17 protein-coding genes are annotated in these 17,949 nt (G+C 75.1%); 6 read left to right on the top strand and 11 right to left on the bottom strand.

Going from position 1 to position 17,949, the window contains the following annotated elements:
* Position 1 precedes the first annotated feature (1 nt).
* The 3 genes from ACFYSC_RS18910 (at position 2) to ACFYSC_RS18900 (ending at position 2,662) form a co-directional block, all read left to right on the top strand.
* Positions 2-742, top strand: coding sequence for an alpha/beta hydrolase (locus tag ACFYSC_RS18910; RefSeq protein WP_389962903.1), 741 nt, complete (start codon positions 2-4; stop codon positions 740-742).
* The gene (locus ACFYSC_RS18905; RefSeq protein WP_389962900.1) at positions 735-1,859 is read left to right on the top strand and encodes an acyltransferase; all 1,125 of its coding nucleotides are present in this window, start codon (positions 735-737) and stop codon (positions 1,857-1,859) included. Before ACFYSC_RS18910 ends, ACFYSC_RS18905 begins: the two co-directional genes overlap by 8 nt.
* A gap of 173 nt (positions 1,860-2,032) precedes the next feature.
* Positions 2,033-2,662, top strand: coding sequence for a heme oxygenase (biliverdin-producing) (locus ACFYSC_RS18900; RefSeq protein ID WP_389962897.1), 630 nt, complete (start codon positions 2,033-2,035; stop codon positions 2,660-2,662).
* On the opposite strand, the gene ACFYSC_RS18895 is transcribed toward ACFYSC_RS18900, so the two are convergent.
* Genes ACFYSC_RS18895 through ACFYSC_RS18875 form a run of 5 tightly spaced genes read right to left on the bottom strand, consistent with a single transcriptional unit; the run spans position 2,604 to position 7,143 of the window.
* On the bottom strand, positions 2,604-3,284 hold the full coding sequence (locus ACFYSC_RS18895) for a hypothetical protein (protein ID WP_389962894.1): 681 nt from the start codon (positions 3,282-3,284) through the stop codon (positions 2,604-2,606). The genes ACFYSC_RS18900 and ACFYSC_RS18895 overlap by 59 nt on opposite strands.
* Positions 3,275-4,819, bottom strand: a complete 1,545-nt coding sequence (locus tag ACFYSC_RS18890) for a hypothetical protein (protein WP_389962891.1) — start codon at positions 4,817-4,819, stop codon at positions 3,275-3,277. Before ACFYSC_RS18890 ends, ACFYSC_RS18895 begins: the two co-directional genes overlap by 10 nt.
* Complete coding sequence (locus tag ACFYSC_RS18885) at positions 4,816-5,673, bottom strand: ATP-binding cassette domain-containing protein (protein ID WP_389962888.1); 858 nt, start codon at positions 5,671-5,673, stop codon at positions 4,816-4,818. Before ACFYSC_RS18885 ends, ACFYSC_RS18890 begins: the two co-directional genes overlap by 4 nt.
* On the bottom strand, positions 5,670-6,503 hold the full coding sequence (locus ACFYSC_RS18880; protein ID WP_389962885.1) for a zf-HC2 domain-containing protein: 834 nt from the start codon (positions 6,501-6,503) through the stop codon (positions 5,670-5,672). The genes ACFYSC_RS18885 and ACFYSC_RS18880 overlap by 4 nt, the downstream gene beginning before the upstream one ends.
* Before the next feature lie 13 nt (positions 6,504-6,516).
* Positions 6,517-7,143, bottom strand: coding sequence for an RNA polymerase sigma factor (locus tag ACFYSC_RS18875; protein ID WP_389962882.1), 627 nt, complete (start codon positions 7,141-7,143; stop codon positions 6,517-6,519).
* Between the two features lie 291 nt (positions 7,144-7,434).
* On the opposite strand from ACFYSC_RS18875, the gene ACFYSC_RS18870 reads away from it, so the two are divergent.
* Together ACFYSC_RS18870 and ACFYSC_RS18865 are read left to right on the top strand one after the other, a co-directional pair.
* Entirely contained in the window at positions 7,435-7,761 is a 327-nt protein-coding gene (locus ACFYSC_RS18870) for a hypothetical protein (RefSeq protein ID WP_362938161.1), read from the top strand.
* Positions 7,762-7,774: 13 nt separating this feature from the next.
* Positions 7,775-8,806 carry a DUF6745 domain-containing protein gene (locus tag ACFYSC_RS18865; protein WP_389962879.1) on the top strand — a complete coding sequence of 344 codons (1,032 nt, stop codon included), beginning with the start codon at positions 7,775-7,777 and terminating at the stop codon, positions 8,804-8,806.
* A 172-nt stretch (positions 8,807-8,978) separates the two neighbouring features.
* On the opposite strand, the gene ACFYSC_RS18860 is transcribed toward ACFYSC_RS18865, so the two are convergent.
* From ACFYSC_RS18860 to ACFYSC_RS18840, 5 genes are all read right to left on the bottom strand, one after another.
* Positions 8,979-9,821 (bottom strand): STM4011 family radical SAM protein, encoded by an 843-nt coding sequence (locus tag ACFYSC_RS18860; RefSeq protein WP_389963562.1) that lies wholly within the window; start codon positions 9,819-9,821, stop codon positions 8,979-8,981.
* Positions 9,822-10,003: 182 nt separating this feature from the next.
* Positions 10,004-11,416, bottom strand: coding sequence for an STM4012 family radical SAM protein (locus ACFYSC_RS18855; RefSeq protein ID WP_389962876.1), 1,413 nt, complete (start codon positions 11,414-11,416; stop codon positions 10,004-10,006).
* A complete protein-coding gene (locus ACFYSC_RS18850; protein WP_389962873.1) occupies positions 11,407-12,213 on the bottom strand; it encodes an STM4013/SEN3800 family hydrolase in 807 nt (268 codons plus the stop codon). The genes ACFYSC_RS18855 and ACFYSC_RS18850 overlap by 10 nt, the downstream gene beginning before the upstream one ends.
* Positions 12,214-12,278: 65 nt before the next feature.
* Positions 12,279-13,625 (bottom strand): STM4014 family protein, encoded by a 1,347-nt coding sequence (locus tag ACFYSC_RS18845; protein ID WP_389962870.1) that lies wholly within the window; start codon positions 13,623-13,625, stop codon positions 12,279-12,281.
* Between the two features lie 144 nt (positions 13,626-13,769).
* Positions 13,770-14,720 carry an STM4015 family protein gene (locus ACFYSC_RS18840; RefSeq protein WP_389962867.1) on the bottom strand — a complete coding sequence of 317 codons (951 nt, stop codon included), beginning with the start codon at positions 14,718-14,720 and terminating at the stop codon, positions 13,770-13,772.
* Between the two features lie 281 nt (positions 14,721-15,001).
* Between ACFYSC_RS18840 and ACFYSC_RS18835 the strand changes: the two genes are divergently transcribed.
* The gene (locus ACFYSC_RS18835) at positions 15,002-16,435 is read left to right on the top strand and encodes an MFS transporter (RefSeq protein WP_389962864.1); all 1,434 of its coding nucleotides are present in this window, start codon (positions 15,002-15,004) and stop codon (positions 16,433-16,435) included.
* A gap of 128 nt (positions 16,436-16,563) precedes the next feature.
* Here ACFYSC_RS18835 and ACFYSC_RS18830 read toward each other — a convergent pair whose 3' ends face one another.
* Positions 16,564-17,793 (bottom strand): cytochrome P450, encoded by a 1,230-nt coding sequence (locus ACFYSC_RS18830; protein ID WP_362938179.1) that lies wholly within the window; start codon positions 17,791-17,793, stop codon positions 16,564-16,566.
* Positions 17,794-17,949: the final 156 nt, after the last annotated feature.

Genomic DNA, 17,949 nt, shown 5'->3' with positions numbered 1-17,949 from the left:
CATGCCCCGTCGCGCACTCACCGCGGTCGTCGCCGCCGCCCTGGCCTACACGGCCGTCCCCGCCGCCCACGGTGACCGGATCGTCCGCGTCTACGGCGACCTGAGCGCGGCCGAACGCGTCGCGGTCGTCGTCCCCGGATCCGACACCACGGCCGCCAACTTCGACGGCGGCCGGGCCGACCCGTACAGCACGCCGGCGGTCGGGGCCCGGACCGTGCTGGCCGAGGCGCGGGCGCTGGACCCCGGGGCCCGGCTGGCGGTGGTCGCCTGGCTCGGCTACGACAGCCCGGCCACGGAGAGCGTCGGCGCGCTGACCGACCGGGCCGCCCGGAGGGGGGCGGCGGAGCTGCGGCGCTTCCTCGCCGGAACGGGGTTCCGCGGCAAGCGGGTCAGCCTGCTGTGCCACAGTTACGGCTCGGTGGTGTGCGCCCTGGCCGCGCGGGGGTCGGGTGTGGAGAGCGTCGCCGTCTTCGGCAGCCCGGGGCTCGGCGTCTCGTCCGCGGCGGAGCTGGGCGTCCCGCTGTGGGCGGGCAGTGGGAGCGGCGACTGGGTGCGCCGGGTGCCGAAGGTACGGCTGGGACCGCTGGGGTTCGGGCCCGATCCGGCGGGGGCGGGCTTCGGGGCCCGCGTGTTCGCCGCGGGCGGCGTGGGACACAGCGGCTACCTGCACCCCGGCACCGAGTCGCTGCGCAACCTCACCCTGATCGCCCTGGGCCGGACCGGCGAGGTGTCCCGTGGCTAGTCTCAGCGCCGTCGCCGCCCGGATCGAGGCCGCCACCCCGGCCGGCCGGGACCGCGGGGCGGACGCGCTGCGGGCGCTGGCCATCGCCGGGGTGGTCACCGGCCACTGGCTGGTCACGGCGTGGACGCCCGGCCCCGGCGGGACGGTCCGCGTCTCCAGCCCGCTCGCCTGCATGCCCTGGCTGACGCCGGCCTCCTGGGTGCTGCAGACGCTGGCGGTCTTCTTCTTCGTGGGCGGGTACGCGGCGGAGCGGAGCCTGCGGTCGGCCGCCGGATACGGGGCGTGGGCACGGGCCAGGATGCGGCGGCTGCTGCGGCCGGTGGGCCCGCCCGTCCTGGTGTGGGCGGGCGCCGCCGCCGGGCTGGCACTGGGCGGCATGCCGGCCGGCTCGGTCAGGTCGCTGGTGCAGCCCACGGCCGGGCCGCTGTGGTTCCTGGCGGTCTTCGCCGCGCTCACCGCGGCCACACCCCTGCTGCGGGCCGCGCCGCTCGCCGTGGCCGGATCGGCCGCCGCCGCCGTGCTCACCACGGACGTGATCCGGTTCGGGCTCGACGGGCCGTCCTGGCCGGGATGGGTGAACGTGGTGGCCGGGTGGCTGGTGCCGTACGCGCTGGGCGTCGCCTGGGCACGCGGGGCGCTCGCCTCGCGCCGGGCGGCGGCGGGCCTGCTGGCGGCGGGCGCGGCCGGGACGGCGGCGCTGGTCGCCTGGGCCGGGTATCCGGCGAGCATGGTCGGCGTCACCGGGGCGAAGGTGTCCAACCTCGGCCCGCCCACGCTCGCCGTGGTCTGCTTCGGGATCGCGCAGACAGGGCTGGCGCTGCTGGTGCGCGAGCCGCTGGCCCGGCTGGCGCGGCGGCCCCGGGTGTGGGCGGCGATCGCGGTGGTGAACCTGTCGGCGATGACCGTCTTCCTGTGGCACCAGACGGTCCTCGCCGGGGCGGCGCTGGCCGCGCTGCGTCTCGGGGGTCTGCCCGGCCTGGTGGAGGCGCCCACCGGGCCGGCCTGGCTGGCGCACCGGCTGGCCTGGCTGCCGCTGCTGGCCGTACTGCTGGTCCTCGTCGCGTCCGTCACCCGTGCGGGCGGACGGTTCCGCGGCGGGAGGACGGCCGGGGGGTGAACGCCCGTGACGGGCGGACCGGGAAGTCGGGTGGTTCCGCGGCGGGCGCGCCGGACCCGGATGATCGGCGCGAGTTTGACGGGTTTGGTGGGCTTTGTGAGGCTGGGTAGCCGATGTCGGCGTAAACCCCCTTCCACCACGGAGTGATACCGATCGAGACACCGTTCTCCGAAGTGCTCAGGAACGCCACCCGGGACGACCACGCCGCGGCCGAGAACCAGGACTATCTCGTCGCGCTCCTGGCCGGCCGGCTCAGCCCGGAGGGCTACGGCGCGATGGTCGCCCAGAACCACTTCGTCCACGCCGCGCTCGACCGCGTCTCCCGGACCCTGGCGGACGATCCGGTCGCCGCGCCGTTCGTCCTGCCGGAGCTGTACCGGGAGGAGGCGTCGGCGCGCGACCTGGAGACGATCCTCGGCCCCGGCTGGCGGACCGCGATCGAACCATCGACGCCGACCCTGGCCCTGGTCGCCCGCATCGACCGGACCGCCGCCTGGCCGGGCGGCTACGTCGCCCACCACTACACCCGCTACCTGGGCGACCTGTCGGGCGGGCAGTTCATCCGGCGGGAGCTGCGGCGGATCTACGGCTACGGGCCGGACGGCGGGGCCGACGCCTACCGCTTCGACGCCGTCGGCAGCATCCCCCGCTTCAGGAAGGAGTACCGCGCCCGGCTGGACGCCCTGCCCGTGGACGAGGACGAGCGGCGGCGGATCGTCCAGGAGGCCAGGCTCGCCTTCCGGCTCACCACCGAGGTGCTGGCCGGCCTCGGCCGCGCGGTCCTCGCCGAACCGGCCGCCTGAACCGCGAGCGCAGATCACCGCAGGCCGGCCCGAGCAGCACCGTGACGACCACCAGCGTCGCAAGCCAGCCGTGGTGCACCACCTCCCAGTTGTCCTCCTGCGGATACAGCCACGGCCAGTACGGACCCCGGGCCGCCAGGCTCACCGAGACGGCCGCGAGCAGGCCGCCCGTCCCGGCGAGACCGGCCACCCTCCCCGAGTGCAGCCGGGCGGCCACCGACGCCGACAGCAGCCCTACCGCGGCGCACACCGCCGCCTCCAGCGCCATCCCCGGCACCCTCAGCTCGTCTCCCGCGCGCAGCCTGGCCACCGCGACCACGCAGGCGGCCGACCAGACCACCCCGGCGCCCAATGCGCCCAGGGCGCAGCGCAGCCCCTGACGCACCCGGCGGGGCACCGGGGTGGCGGCGGTGTCGGCGTCCATCGCGTCGGGCACGGTGAACGCGGCCGCCGCGCCCAGCAGCACCGCCGTCATCCGCAGCAGGGTGAACGCCGTCCCCCACCCCAGACCCGCGCCGGTGTCCACCATCGAGATGATCAGCAGGGACAGGGCGGCGGCGACCGCGAGGGGGGTCCAGTGGGTCGCGCTGAGCACCGGCCGCACCAGGCGGATCACGAGCACGGCGTCCCCCTGACCGGCTCGGGGGCGAAAGCCGGGTGCAGTCCCAGCAGCGGCAGCGCCCGCTCGATCGTCGTGCCCGGCGCAAGCAGCGTGTCCCAGTGCGCCCAGATCCGCTCCCGGGCTCCCGGCGTGGCCAGGAGCTCGCGGGCGTAGCCCAGCTCGGCCGCGCCGTAGCGGGCCGCGCCCAGCGGCGACAGCCGGGTCTCGAACAGCGACCCCCCTATCTGCAGCTCGCTCTCCACGGCGGGCGCCGGCGGCGCGACCTGGCCGAGAAGCCACAGACCCACGACGGTTCTGGCCTGCCCCCGCCCGTCACAGCCCGCACTCGTCCGGGCCTCCAGCCGGGTGAACCGGTTGACCAGCCGGGCGGCGAGCGCCGTGCGGTGAGCGTCCCGCGCGCCGGCCCGCCCCCACATCATGAACGTCCCGATGAACCGCTCGTCGTGATCTTCGGCCATCCACCAGCTGTCGGAGTACTGCCGGACGGCCGGCAGCCGGCCGCGCGCCGCCGGGGGCAGCGCCTCGACGACGGGCTCCACGGCCGAGGCCCACAGCGGGATCCAGGAGACGTACTCGGGGAACGCGCAGTAGGTGACGACGCCCCGCTTCTCGCACCTGCGGGAGTCCGGCCCGAAGTAGCGGTCGCGGACCGGCGCCGGGACGAGCCGCGCGGTGAACTCCGTACCCCGCGTCAGAGGCGGGTTCATCTCCGCCTGTCCCGGGGCGGCGGCGGTCGCGACGGCCCCCGCGGGCACCGCCACCGCCACGGCGGTCACCGCCGCCGCCAGCCGCGCCGGCCGGACCCCGTGCCGCAGCAGGGCCACGGCGGCGAAGAGGACGACGGCCGCGACCAGGTACGGCACGTGCAGACCGGACGGCCGGGCCGGCCAGTCGGGGCCGTGGAACAGCACCACCGGCAGGAACCAGCCGCCGTAGCCACCCTGGTTGCCGTTCAGCCAGGTGAACGCTCCCAGCAGGAAGACCGCCGCGGGCACCGCGACCGGCCAGGGCGCCCACCTGCCGAGCACCGCGCCCAGCCCCGCGGCGAACGGCACCGCCAGCACCCCCGCCAGCGCCTCGTACGGGTCGAACGTCCCGGCCACCGGTCCCATGGCCAGCCGCGCCGCGAGGTAGAGTGCCATCGTCAGCGCGGCGATCCCGGCGCTCACGGCCACGACCGCGACCACCGCGGCCGCGGTCCGCTCCGCTGCCCGACCGGGCAGCGGGCCGAGGGACTCGGGCATGCCCTCGCGGGTGTCCCGGGAGACGGCGAGGTGCGCGGCCAGCATGGCGGCGGCGGCGAGCAGCAGCATGGCGCCCGACATGCTCACCGGGTCGACGGTCAGGTCCGGCAGCCACTCACGGACCGCGTACAGCCGCAGGCCCAGGCACAGGGCCGCCGCCCCCCACAGCAGCGGACCGCGCAGCAGCCGGCGCGTCTCGAAGGCCGCCAGCGTCCACATACCGGCGGGGGGCGTCGGCGCCCGCAGACCGCCGGAGGCCGTCAGCGCCCGCGGTCCGGCGGAGAGCCTCACGCCGTCACCCCCGCCGCGTCACCGAGGAGGAGCAGGTAGCCGTCCTCGATGGCCGGCTCGGCGGGGACCGCGCCGGCCGGCCGCTCCCCCAGAGTCCGGTAGCGGCCGTCGGCGGTCCGCCAGAACAGCCGCGACGCCGCCGGGGGATGCTCCGAGAGCCACACCTGCCCGGACGCCGCCGTGGCGAGACCCGCCGGGGTCCCCACGAACACGACACGCCCCCCGCGCATCACGACGACCTGCTCGCACAGGGCGGCGACGTCCTCGGTCTGGTGGGTCGACAGCAGCACCGTGCGGCCCTCGCCGAGCCGGGAGACCAGTGCCCGGAAGCGCATCCGCTGCTCGGGGTCCAGCCCGACCGTCGGCTCGTCCAGAACGAGCAGGCCCGGCTCGCCGAGCAGCGCCTGGGCCAGAGCCAGGCGCTGCCGCATGCCCCCGGAGAGCCTGCGGACCTTCGTCGCGGCCCGATCGGACAGGTCCACCTCGGCCAGCACCCGGCGCACCTCCCGGTGACGCTCCCGCCGATCGGTGATCTCCTTCAGGATGGCCACGTAGTCGACCAGCTCGAAGACGGTGAAGTGCGGGTAGGCCCCCGGGTTCTGCGGCAGGTACCCCAGGCGGCGGCGCAGCGCGGTGCGCTGTCCCCGGTCGGCGGGGTCCAGGCCGAACACGCGGATCTCACCGGAGTCGGGGGCCAGCGTCGTGGCCAGGCAGCGCAGCAGGGTGGTCTTGCCCGCGCCGTTCGGGCCGAGCAGCCCGGTCACGCCGAGACCGGCGCCCAGGTCGACCCCGTCGAGGACGGGGGTGGCTCCGTAGCGCTTGGTCAGCGCCCGGACGTCGATGGTCGTGGTCAACGGTGTTCTCCGGGGTCGAGGCGGCGGCGCCGCGCGTACAGCAGGGGAAGGAGCAGGGCGACGGCCGCGCCGTACAGGGTCTGGGCGGGCGGCTGGAAGGGCAGGAACCGGTCGCCGGCGGCCACGCCGCAGACCAGCACCGCGCCCCACCACGCCGCGGCGAGCGCGGCGGCGGCGACGAGCGGCGAGACCCGGGTGGACAGCACCAGCGCGGCCAGGCTCAGCGCCAGCGCGGGCAGCAGCCAGGCCGCGCCGGAGCCGCCCGGCACGGACGGGCGGGGCAGCAGCAGCGCGGCCACGCCGGTCAGGGCGAACGCGACGGCCAGCACCGCCACGGCCCGCAGCAGGAACAGCCGCGGCCCCGACAGCGGGGTGGCGGCCTGCGCCTCGTGGACCGGGTCGACGCGCGGGCCGTAGGCGAACGCGATGCCCAGCAGCGGCAGGACCGGAGCCGCCGCCAGGAACGCCAGCACCGCGTCCGGGTCGCGGACGGCGAGGCGGGCGGAGACGACGGCGAAGGCGAGCACCAGTGTCACCGCGGTCAGCCAGGCGCGGCCGAGCGCCGGGGTGGCCGCCACCAGCCTCGCCAGGTGCCCGGGCACGCCCAGCCGGTGCAGGACCCGCTCGGCGAGCCGCGGCCGGGGCCGTCCCACCACGTCCTCGATCGCCGCCCAGCTCTCCGCCAGCCACTCCCGCTCGTACGGCACCGCCGCGCGGCACCGCCCGCACCGGGTGAGGTGACTCTCCACCGACATCACCTGTGCCGCGTCCAGCCGGCCGGCCACGTAGCCCTCGGTCAGCCCGGCCGGCAGGTGCCACTGCGCGTTCATGCGAGATACCCCTTCACGCCAGATGTCTCCGAAGCTGTGCCTTGGCCCGCATGACGCGGGTCTTCACGGTGCCCTCGGGCACGCCGAGGAGGCGTGCCGCCTCCCTGACGGTCAGCCCGTCCAGGACGGTGGCCTGCAGGGCGGCGCGCAGGTCGGGCGAGAGCCGGGCGATCGCGGCGCCGAGGTCGCCGTGCTCCACGCCGACGAGCACGGCGTCCTCGGCGGATTCGGTGACCAGGCGCGCCTCGCCCGGCCTCACGGAATCCGCCGGACCCGCGAGGTCCGCGAGTTCTGTGAGCCTCGCGGTCCGGGCGGAACCGGCGGCCCCGGCCCGGCGCAGGGCGGAGATCAGCCGGCGGATCGCGATCGTCCAGATCCACGCCGCCGCCTCACCCCCCGCCGCGTCGAAGCGGCGCGCGTCCCGCCAGACGGCCACGAACGTGTCCTGGAGCGCGTCGTCCACCAGGTCCGCGTCGGCGCAACGGCGGGCCAGCCGGGCCCGCAGCCAGGGCGCGTGCCGCTGGTGCAGCAGCCTCAGCGCCTCCACCCGCCCTGCCGCGACGGCCGCCATGAGCTCGGCGTCGTCGCTGTCGGGGCCGGCCGGTGGCGGTTCGCGGCGCCTGGTCCTGAAGAGATCCACATTCCGGTCTATCGCGGGATCCACCGGTTCCGGTTCCGTCCCGGAGGAAATACCGGGCCGGGGAGAACACCGGACCGGCTTCCGTGAGGGCCGGGCCGCTTCCGTGAGGGCCGGGCCGCTTCCGTGAGAGCGGGGCCGCTTCCGTGAGAGCGGGGCCGCTTCCGTGAGAGCGGGGTCGCTTCCGTGAGGGCAGGACCGGCTTTCGTGAGGGCAGGGGCCGATTTCGCGCGGCCGGGAAATGTCGGTGACGGCGGCTAGTTTCCGATCATCCCGACCGCGAGGAGACCGCCGATGTACCGCCAGGGTGACATCCTGATCGTTCCCGTCGACGAGGACGCCGTGCCGCCCGAAGCCAGGACCGCGCCGTCCGCGCCGCGCGACGCCCGGGGCCGCCTGGTCCTGGCGCTGGGCGAGGCCACCGGACACGCCCACGCGGTGGTGGGCCCCGGCACTCTCGTCCGCGGCCCGCGCCCGATGGACCCCGACCACCTGCACCTGCCCGGCGGCGGCCGCGTCGTCCACGAGGAGCACGCCGCGATCCCCCTGCCCAAGGGCTGGTACCGCGTGCAACGCCAGCGCGAGTACGTCCCCGGCGCCTTCCGCGTCGTCGCCGACTGAGGAGCCCCCGAGCATGACCGTCACCACCGAACTCACCGACGTCCTGACCGCCTCCGCACTCCGCTGGGAGGAGGTCGCCTTCCGAGCCGGGCCCGCCGACCGTCCCGAGGCGGAGGCCGGCGTACGGCTGGCCTACCGGGCCGCCGGGCTGGCCGAACCGGAGGAGATCGTCTGGGTCGGCTCCCCCCTCGCCGGCGCCCGGGCCGTCGCCCTGCCCGGCACCGGCCGGTCGGTACGCGACGCGGTGCGGACCGTCCCGTGGCAGCGCGCCAGGGCGGAGGCGCACGCCGCCCTGGGCCCGGCGGACTGGGCGCTGGCCTGGGCCCTCACCGGAGGGCGGCTCTGGGATCCGGTGAACGGGGTGGTGGCCCGGATCCGCCAGGGCGTCGCCTCCGCGGAGGAGTCGCAGACCGCCGCCGCCGCGCTGCGCGCCTCGACCCTGGACGCCGTGCTGGGCCAGCACGACGCGCCGTGGCTGGCGCTGTTCGACGCCCTGGAGCGGCCGGAGACGGAGGGGCTCGCCCGGGTCGCGCGGTCGGCGGGCTGGTGGTGGCCGTTCGAGCGGGTGGCCATCGTGTGCGAGCGCCCCGCCGGACTGCACCGCGACGGGCTGTCGCGCCTGCACCGCGCCGACGGTCCGGCGCTGTCGTTCCCCGACGGGTTCGCCGTGCACGCCTGGGGCGGCATGCCGGTCCCCGCCGGCTTCGCCGCCACCATGGCGGCGCTGACCGTGCAGCGGATCGACGCCGAGGAGAACGCCGAGCTGCGCCGGGTCATGCTGGAGCACTTCGGCTACGACCGCTACCTCGCCGAGTCCGGCGCCGTCCCCGTGCACCGCGACGAGACCGGCGTGCTGTGGCGGATCGTCCTGCCGGACGACGAGCCGGTGACGACGGTCGAGGTGGTCAACTCCACCGCCGAACCCGACGGCACCTTCCGCAGATACTGGTTGCGGGTCCCGCCGTCCACCCGCACCGCCCGCGAGGGCGTGGCCTGGACCTTCGGCATGGCCGAGGCCGACTACCGGCCGGACAGGGAGACCTGAGCCCGCCCGTGTCCCCGGCCGGCGGCACGGGCGCCGGCCCGCTCCTGCGGGAGCGGGCGGATCCCGGCGACGACCGGCGTCACGTCGCGGTGGCCGGGCGGCCTCCTCCGGGTGACCGGACCGGCCGGCGGGACGGCGAGGGCCCCGATCCGGTCTCCGGTCTCAGCCGATATCAGCCGATCCGGCCGTGGAAGGCGGGGATGCGCTCCAGGATCCCCCCGGCGAAGACGTCGTAGAGGCCGGTGGGCTCCAGGTGCACGTAACCGATGTGACAGTCGCACAGGGCCGCCGGGCACGGCCGGGCGCGCGGCCGGAACGTCCCGTCGTAGAGGTTGCCGAGTACCTCCGGGACGAAGTGGCAGCGCCGTACGGTGCCCTCGCCGTCCACCGAGATGACGGTGTCCCCCGTACGGCACGGCCGCCCGGCGCTGCGGTGCGGCGTTCGGCTGTAGGAGAAGAGCGGATCCAGCCGCGTCCACTCGGCCGCCTCTGCGTCGGTGTAGGAGTGCCCCTCGGCGGCGTTGACCCACAGGTAGACCTCGGCGGGCAGGTCGTCACGGAGCCGCCGGGCATGGTCCAGGTGCTCGGGCAGCCCCACGACGCCGACGCTGAAACGGACGCCCATACCGGTCAGCTCGCGGCACCGGCCGAGGAACCGCTCGTGGGCGACCTGCCCGGGGTGGTAGGTGACCCACAGGGCGAGGGTGCCGAGGTCCGCCTCGCCCAGCCAGGCGGTGCGGCAGCTGAGGTTGGTCTGGATGGCGACCCGCCGGACGTGCGGCAGGTGGCTGAGCCCGACCATCGCCCGCCGGTACCACGACCGGACCAGCCCCTCACCCCAGGGGGTGAACAGCACCGAGATGGGGTGGTCGCGCTCCGCCGCCCACCGGGTGAACCGCTCCAGCGCCGCCCGGTCGCGGCGCAGCCGGGCGGGGTCGTCGCGGCGCTTGGCGAACGGGCAGTAGGGGCAGTCGTAGTCGCAGCTGGACAGGGGGCCCCGGTAGAGGACGGTCAGGTGGCCGGCGTCGTGGCCGCGCGCGGCGGTGTCCTGGTCGCACGCGCCGTGAGCGGCCTGACCGTGAGTGGCACGGTCGTGAGCCGCGGTGTCCTGGTCGCACGCGTCGTGAGCGGCCTGATCGTGAGCGGCGCGGTCGTGCACCGTGAGGACGGGTAGTTCGCGGGGGCGTTCTCGTCCGGTCACCGCGGCTCGTATCCCGCCATCAGCTCCCGGACCGCGCCGGAGAACAGCCCCGGGCCGATCGCGTCGGAGTGCGCCAGCCCTTCCGCGGTGAGGCGCAGCCACCCGGAGGCGTCCGTATCCAACCACCCCCGGTCGGCGAGGCGGTCGAGCTCGGCGCCGAAGTCGGCCGTCGCCCCGGTGCCGAAGCGCGCCCGGTAGGCGTCCGGGTCGAGCCCTTCGGCCTGGAGCAGGGACTGGATGAGATGACGGCGGCGGCGCTCGTCGTCCCCCAGACGGAACCCCACGTTGGCGGCGGTGAAGTCGCCGGGCTCCAGCCGTACGTAGTCGTCGATGATGGCGCGCACCTGACGGGTGCCGACCGCGTACTCGTGGGAGTAGTGCAGGGCGGAGGTGTAGGAGCGGGCGCCGCAGCCGAGCCCGACCATGCCGTCGCTCTGGCAGCAGTAGCCGGTCGTGTGGGCGGGGCCCGCCGTACGGGCGGAGGCCGGCAGCCGGAACATCCGCATGGACACCTGCTCGTACCCCGCGGCGAGCAGGTGGTCGCGTCCCCGCCGGTAGAGGCCCAGCCGGTGGTCGTCCCAGTCACGGGCGCGGCGGCCGAGACCGGTGAGCGGCCGGACGTACAGCGGGTAGAGGTAGATCTCCTCGGGTTTCCAGGCGAGCGCCGCGTCCAGCGAGTGACGCCACGACCGGGCGTCCTGCCCGTCGATGCCGTAGATGAGGTCGAGGTTGAGCGTCTCGAAGCCGGCCTCCCTGATCCGGCCGAGCGCCGCCTCGACCTCCTCGCGCCGCTGCGGCCGGACCGCCGCGCGGGCCTCGGCGTCGACGAAGCTCTGCACGCCGATCGAGATCCGGGTGGTGCCCCGCTCGGCCAGTACCGCCAGGCGGTCGGCGGTCGCGGTCGCCGGTGAGGTCTCCACCGACAGCGGCACGGCCCGCAGGTCGACGCCCATGGTCCGCTCGGCCAGGTCGAACAGCCGGGTGAGCTCGGCCGCGCTCAGGTAGGTGGGGGTGCCGCCGCCGACGGCCGCGACCGCGAACACCGGACCTGCCGGGGCTCCGGGAGCGCCGGAAGCACCGCCGGGAGCGCCGGAGGCACCGGGGGCGCCGTCCAGGGCCGCGTCCAGGGCCTCCCGTACGGCGCCGGCCTGGCGTTCCAGGGCGTCCAGGTAGGCGGCGACGAGCTCCTCCGGCGCGCCGGTCCGGGTGAACAGGTTGCAGAACCCGCAGCGCATCTCGCAGAACGGGATGTGCAGGTAGAGGGAGAGGCTGTCCATCGGCTCGCCCTCCCACACCCGCCGCAGCGGTGGGCGCGGGTCCAGCGGCCGGTAGGCGGTTTTGTGCGGGTAGGCGTAGACATAGCTTTGGTACGGCCCACCCCCGGCCGAGCCGTCGGCGATCATCGCCATTCCCCCTGTTCCATCGTGAACTCTCCATAGGGCACGGTCCAGACCACCTCGTGGCCGATCCGATGACCGATATATCCGTCTTCACCGTAGGCGGTGCCATGATCGGAGCAGACGATCGCGAAGCCCGGACGCCTGCTGCACATCAGCGCGAACAGCCTGCCGATGTGCCGGTCGACGTACTCCAGCGCGGCGGCGTGAGTGTCCCGCCCGTCCCCGTGCTCGCGGGTGGCGCCCGGCAGATGGAACCAGTTCGGCTGGTGCAGCGCCGAGACGTTGACGAACAGGAACACCGGTCCCCGGGCGTCCCGCACCGCCCGCCCGGCGCACTCGATCTGCGCCTCGAACGAGGTCGGCGAGGTCACCCCGAACGCCGGCTCCCAGTGACTCTCGGCGAACAGTCCCGGCAGCGCGGAGCCGAGCGGGGTGAGCTTGTTGAAGAAGCCCACCCCTCCCACGCAGACCGTGTGGTATCCGGCCCGGGCCAGCCCGCCGGGCAGGTCCGCCGCGTCGAACACCCAGGTGCCCTCGGCCGTCGTCTCGCTGCCGGGGAACTCCGCCGCGAACAGCCGGGGATGCGGTCCCGGCGCGGCCGGGGTGGGCAGGAAACCGGCCAGGATCGCGGCATGCGCGGCATAGGTGAAGCCGCCGGGGCTGTGCCGGCGTTCCCACCGCCCGCCGGGCAGCGCCCGGGCCAGGGTGGGCAGCCTCCCCGCCCTGATCAGCTCGTCGGCCACGTCGTAGCGGAGCGTGTCGAGCGTCACCAGCAGCAGGTCGTGGCTGCCCACGATCGCGTTCATGTCCCGGATCGCACCCGGCGCGCCGCCCCGGCCGCCCCTCGCCCCGCCGCTCACCCTCTCGCCGCTCACCGTGTCACCGCCACGTGGGAGAAGGCCGCGTGGCCCGCGGGTGGGCCGCTCTCGGGTGGGCCGCTCTCGGGCGGGCCGCTCTCGGATGGACGGCCCGTGGACGGATGGCTCACGGATGGACGGCCCGTAGGCGGACGGCCCGCGGGCGCGCCGGAGGGCGTGTGGGCGGGAGCGTGGCGGGCGAGGACCGCCCAGACCTGGGCCGCGTACGTGTCGAGCCCCTCGGCCGCGCCTCCCGGCAGGCCCGTCAGCCCGGGCAGCAGGTCGCCGAAGGCGTTGACCTCCGCCACGGCGACGCCGCGCCAGTCGGCGCCCACCATCACGTCCACCCCGGCGCACAGGCTGCCGGGAAAGCACGCCGCGGCCCGCGCGCAGGCGTCCAGGAGCCGTTCCCAGCCCCGCGGGCCGAGCCGCGCCCGGACCGCGCCGAGGTCGCCGCGCACGCCGCCGAGGTGCAGGTTCGTCATGGGGGTACGGGCGGCACGGACGACCGCGTGGGTGGGCGTGCCATCGACGGTGACCACCCGCAGGTCGATCACCCGGCCGCCGAGGCCCGCCTTGGGGAACCACCGCTCCACGTGGAGGCCGTCGGCGGCCAGCAGGTCGACGATCGCCGCCACCTCGGCCTCGGCCGTGTAGGAACGCACCCGGAGCGAGTTGTGCAGCTCCGCCGCGTCCCGCTCGCCCCCGGCCCGGTCGTCCCCGGCCCGGTCGTCCCCGTACGGCACGGCCCCGGCCGGTTCGCCCCGGGTCAGCTCGGCCGAGGTCACCGCCTTGATCCTGGGCCCGGCGACCTGCAGGGCGACGACCCCGGAGGCCGACGAGCCGTGGGCGGGTTTGACGAACACCCTCCGCCAGCCGGCCCGGTCCATCCGCTCGCGCAGTTCGGCGTAGCCGCCGACCGGTCCGGGCAGGGCGGGCGGCACCGGCACCCCGGCCGCCGCCAGCCTCGCGTGGCACCGGCGTTTGTCGAACATCACCGCGATCTCGTCGACGTCGGCGAGCAGCACCGCGCCCGGCGTGCGGGTGACGGCCCGGCGGATCCGCTCCAGCCCGGCCGTCAGGGCCGCGTGCCAGGCGGCTCCTCCGCCGGCCCGGGTCGGCCGTCCGGGGCCGCGCAGCAACGCGTCGGCCTCGGCGTCCTGGCCGGGCGACTCGATCCGCACGAGCGTCCCCGGTTCAAGCCGGATCTCCTCGCCCCGCAGCACGCGGGTCCACGGGACGACCGCGGGCGCGGGCAGGCCGTACCGGGCGCAGGCGGCGGCGAACAGGGTCACCCTGCGGTCGCCGGGTGTCCCGACGACGGCCGTCCTGACCGGTGTGTGATCACCGTGCTCGGTCACCTGGGGTCCTTACGGAATCGAGGTCGAATCGGGGCCGGGTCGGGGCCGGGGCCGGATCAAGGGCGGAGCCGGGATCGAACCGGGGCCGAGGCCGGGGCCGGGGCCGGAAACGGGTCGAGGCCGGGAGAGGGCGGCCGGAGGGGGTCACTCGGCCACCGCGACGTAACGCCAGTCGTCGTCGGGATCCTCCCGCTCCGACAGGTCGACCTCGACGCCGGCGAAGGCCGCCCGGACCCGCTCGACCATCTCCTCGCTCAGGTAGTGGTGGTGCAGGTCGAGGCGCTCAAGGTGGGTCAGCGGCTGGCCGGACAGCAGCGCCTCGGCCCCGGCGTCGGTCAGTGCGCCCATCGACAGGGACAGCGACGTGAGCCGTGCGACCACCGGCGCCGACGCCACCGCCGCGGCGATCTCGTCCTGGATCTCACTGTCCTGCAGACCCAGGTGGCGCAGGGCCGGCAGTCGCTCGCCGGACAGGATCGGTGCCAGGTCCGCCACGGTGGCGTCTCCGCCGTACTCCTGGACGCCCAGCCACAGCTCCAGGTATTCCAGGGCGGGAAGGTCGGACGCCGCGACGCCGCGAACGACCTGGGCGGGCAGACCGCCCGTCTCGAACCGGAGCACCCTGAGGTTGGCGTGACGGACCGGGCTCAGCATGAGCTCGGTGCCCCCGCGCACCTCCAGCCGCTCCAGCAGCGGGAACGCCTCCAGCAGCGGGGTGACGTCGCTCTGCTGGATCCAGGAGATCTCACACTCCTCCGACGGCATCGCGCCGAGGAACAGGGAACGCAGGGCCGGGAGGCGGCCGGCGTTCTTGACGAGCAGGTCGACGACCCCCGAGCTGTCCTTCTCGTAGGCGTCCTCCCAGCCGCCGACGATCAGCGCCCTGACCGCGGTGGTGTCCGTCTTCTCCAGGAACGTCGCGAACCGCTGTTCGAAGCCATCCCCCGAGTCGTAGACGTCCTCGGCGATCCGCCACGCCACCCGGTCGGCGGCGGGCGTCCGGTCGCCTTCGCCGTCCGGGAGCGCGATCGGCAGACCGGCGTAGGTGCCGTCGTAGAGACCGTCGACGCGGTCGGTGAACTCGGTGTGGTCCATTTCGGGGGCTCCCGTCAGGTGGTATGCGACAGGAGACGTCCTACCAGAGATCACCGACACCCCGGCAACCGCGGCCTCCCGCCGATGTCGCGCCTCACCGGGGAAGCGGGGCCTCCCGGAAGCATCCGGTGACCGATGGCGAGCCCGGGAGGCATGAGGTGATCGACGGTGGCCCTCCGGGGCCGCCGGGTGACCGGCGGGTCTCCGTTTCCGGCCGCGCGGGCCGCGAACGGCCGGCGGCGAGCCGGAACAACCGCGGGATCCCGGTGATTGTGACAACCATGGACAACGGTCATCTCAGGCTCCGTTCGGCCGCCGGCCGGTGGGTGCTCCTCGCCACCGTGCTCGGCTCCGGCATGGCGCTGCTGGACAGCACGGTCGTGAACGTGGCGCTCCCCACGCTCGGCCGCGCTCTGGACGCCGACGTGGCGGGCCTGCAGTGGACCGTCAACGCCTACACCCTCACCCTGGCCGGCCTGATCCTCCTGGGCGGCTCACTGGGCGACCGGTACGGCAGGCGGCGGGTGTTCCTGGTCGGCGTGGTGTGGTTCGCGCTCGCCTCGGCCGCGTGCGGGCTGGCGCCCGGGGTGGAGGCGCTGGTCGCGGCCCGGGCCCTGCAGGGCGTCGGCGGCGCCCTGCTGACCCCCGGGGCGCTGGCGATCATCCAGTCGTCCCTCGTGCCCGAGGACCGGCCCCGCGCGATCGGCGCCTGGTCGGGGCTGGGCGGGGTCGCGGCGGCCGTCGGGCCGCTGCTGGGCGGCTGGCTGGTGGAGACGGCCGGCTGGCGCTGGGTGTTCCTGATCAACCTGCCGCTGGCCGCGCTCGTGGTGGCGGTGACCGTACGGCACGTGCCGGAGAGCCGGGACGCCGGGGCCACCGGGCGGTTCGACGTGCTCGGCGCGGCACTGGCCGCGCTGGCGCTGGCCGGGATCACCTACGGCCTGATCGGCCTGTCGGCGCCCTGGGTGGCGGCGGGCGCGGCGCTGGGCGCGGGGTTCGTCTGGCTGCAGATCAGACGCTCGCCGGACGCGCTCGTGCCGGTCGGGGTGTTCGCCTCACCGGTCTTCGTCGCGGTCAACGCCGTCACGCTGGTCATGTACGCCGCGATGGGCGTGGTGTTCTTCCTGCTCGTCGTCCAGCTCCAGGTCTCGGCCGGCTTCTCGCCGGTGGCCGCCGGGTCGGCGATGATCCCGATCACCGTGCTGATGCTGCTGCTGTCGTCGAGGGCGGGCGAGCTGGCCAGGCGGATCGGCCCGCGCATCCCCATGACGGGCGGCATCCTGCTGTGCGGCGCGGCCCTGGTGCCAATGTCGTGGATCGGCCCCGGCTCCCCCTACGTCACGGGCGTGCTGCTGCCGGTGTCGCTGTTCGGCCTGGGCCTGTCGGCGGCGGTGGCGCCGCTCACCGCCACCGTGCTGGCCAGCGCCGCCGACCGCTACGCGGGCGTGGCCAGCGGCGTCAACAACGCCCTGGCCAGGACCGGCGGGCTGCTGGCGGTCGCCGCGGTCCCGCCCCTGGTGGGCCTGACCGGCGACGCCCTGCGGGACCCCGTGGCCTTCACCGCCGGGTTCCGCATGACGATGCTGGTCGCCGCGGTGATGATGGCGGTCGCCGCGGTGACCGCCTTCTGCACCGTCCGCCGCAACGTCCTGACCGGAGAGGACGGTGCGTCGCTCAGCGGCGCACCGGCCGGGCCAGACCGGGATGGTCGGTGACGATCCCGTCGGCGTCGGAGGACAGGTCCGCGGTGAGGCCCTCGCTCCCCCTCCGTCCGGCCTCCCGCCCCCGGGGAGAACCGGCCGACGGCACCGACGCGCCCCCGCAGAGCCGCCGGGGCGCCGGGTCAGAAGGTGAACGCCTGCCGGCGGACGCTGTTGTCGAAGTTGGACACCAGCAGCTCCGGCTCGCCGACCGTGCGGATCATCGGCAGCCGGGTGAACAGCTCGCGGAACATCGTCCGGATCTCCAGGCGGGCGAGGTTGGCCCCCAGGCAGAAGTGCGGGCCCGGCCCGCCGAACCCGACGTGCGGCTTGGTGTCGCGGGTGATGTCGAACCGGTCGGGATCCGGGAAGACCGCCTCGTCGCGGTTGGCCGAGCCGTAGAAGAGCACGACCTTGTCCCCGCGCCGGAGGCGGAGGCCGCGCAGGTCGTGGTCCCGGGTGACGGTGCGGCGGAACTGCATGATGGGCGAGATGTGGCGGACCATCTCCTCGACGGCCCCGCCGACGCGCCCGTCGAAGTCCTCCAGCAGCGCGCTTCGCTGGTCGGGGTGGTCGGTGAGCAGCTTCATGCCGTGCGCCATGGTGTTGCGGGCCGTCTCGTTGCCCGCGACGAGCAGCAGTGCGAAGAACGATCCCAGCTCGCGGTCGGTGAGCCTCTCGCCGTCCACGTTGGCGGTGACCAGCGCCGAGATCAGGTCGCCGCGCGGCTCCCTGGCACGTTCCCGGCCGAGCCGGATCACCAGGCGCTGCAGGGCGAGGAGCGCGACGGTGTTCTGCGCGGCCATCCGCACGGTGTGCGGCAGGCTGGGGCGTATCCCGCTGTAGGCGGTGGAGATGTCCACCTGCCGGTGCACCGCGGCCCGCACGTCGTCGGGGATGCCCATCATGTCGCAGATGACGTGGATGGGCAGCCGGGCGGCGACCTGGGTGACGAAGTCGCGCGGCCCCTCGGCCAGCACGTCGTCGACGATCCGGGCGCACGCGGCCTCGATGCCTCCCTGCAGCCCGGCGAGCATCTTGGGGCTGAACGCGCGCGAGACGATGCGGCGCAGCCGGGCGTGCCGGGGGTCGTCCATGTTGACCATGGACTCGCCGAACACGTGCTTGACCCAGCCCGGCGGTTCGGGGCTGGTCACACCCGGCTCGCTGGAGAACACCCTGGCGTTGCGGCTGGCCTCCACCACGTCGGCGTGCCGGACCAGCGCGTAGAAGCCCTTGCCGGAGCGGAGCAGCGGCACCCGCTTCTCCGCGAAGAACACCGGCCGATCCAGCGCGCGTAACCGGGCGAACGCCTCGTGACGCTCCTTGGGCGGACGACGCCAGAAGTCGAGATCAGCCAGGTCGATGTGCATGGCCTCAATCCTGACACGCCCTTTACCTGAGCCGATCACCCCTGACCAGGTCTTTACCTTACGCGGTCGTGATATAGCGCATCCCGTACCCGCGTCCGCCACGGGGATTTCATCTCCTCGTGAGCCGGATGTCCGGGTCCTCCCGGAGCATTCATC

The organism is Streptosporangium sp. NPDC004379 (assembly GCF_042873875.1).
Taxonomy (GTDB): Bacteria; Actinomycetota; Actinomycetes; order Streptosporangiales; family Streptosporangiaceae; genus Streptosporangium.
Note: the sequence above shows the minus strand (reverse complement) of the source record. Positions and strands in the feature narration are given on the sequence as shown.

Bases quoted from the DNA above. Each gene is read 5' to 3' on its own strand.
- ACFYSC_RS18835 (WP_389962864.1), top strand. From the start codon at position 15,002: ATGGACAACGGTCATCTCAGGCTCCGTTCGGCCGCCGGCCGGTGGGTG.
- ACFYSC_RS18840 (WP_389962867.1), bottom strand. From the start codon at position 14,720: ATGGACCACACCGAGTTCACCGACCGCGTCGACGGTCTCTACGACGGC.
- ACFYSC_RS18850 (WP_389962873.1), bottom strand. From the start codon at position 12,213: ATGAACGCGATCGTGGGCAGCCACGACCTGCTGCTGGTGACGCTCGAC.
- ACFYSC_RS18880 (WP_389962885.1), bottom strand. From the start codon at position 6,503: ATGAACGCGCAGTGGCACCTGCCGGCCGGGCTGACCGAGGGCTACGTG.
- ACFYSC_RS18855 (WP_389962876.1), bottom strand. From the start codon at position 11,416: ATGGCGATGATCGCCGACGGCTCGGCCGGGGGTGGGCCGTACCAAAGC.
- ACFYSC_RS18865 (WP_389962879.1), top strand. From the start codon at position 7,775: ATGACCGTCACCACCGAACTCACCGACGTCCTGACCGCCTCCGCACTC.
- ACFYSC_RS18910 (WP_389962903.1), top strand. From the start codon at position 2: ATGCCCCGTCGCGCACTCACCGCGGTCGTCGCCGCCGCCCTGGCCTAC.
- ACFYSC_RS18870 (WP_362938161.1), top strand. From the start codon at position 7,435: ATGTACCGCCAGGGTGACATCCTGATCGTTCCCGTCGACGAGGACGCC.
- ACFYSC_RS18830 (WP_362938179.1), bottom strand. From the start codon at position 17,793: ATGCACATCGACCTGGCTGATCTCGACTTCTGGCGTCGTCCGCCCAAG.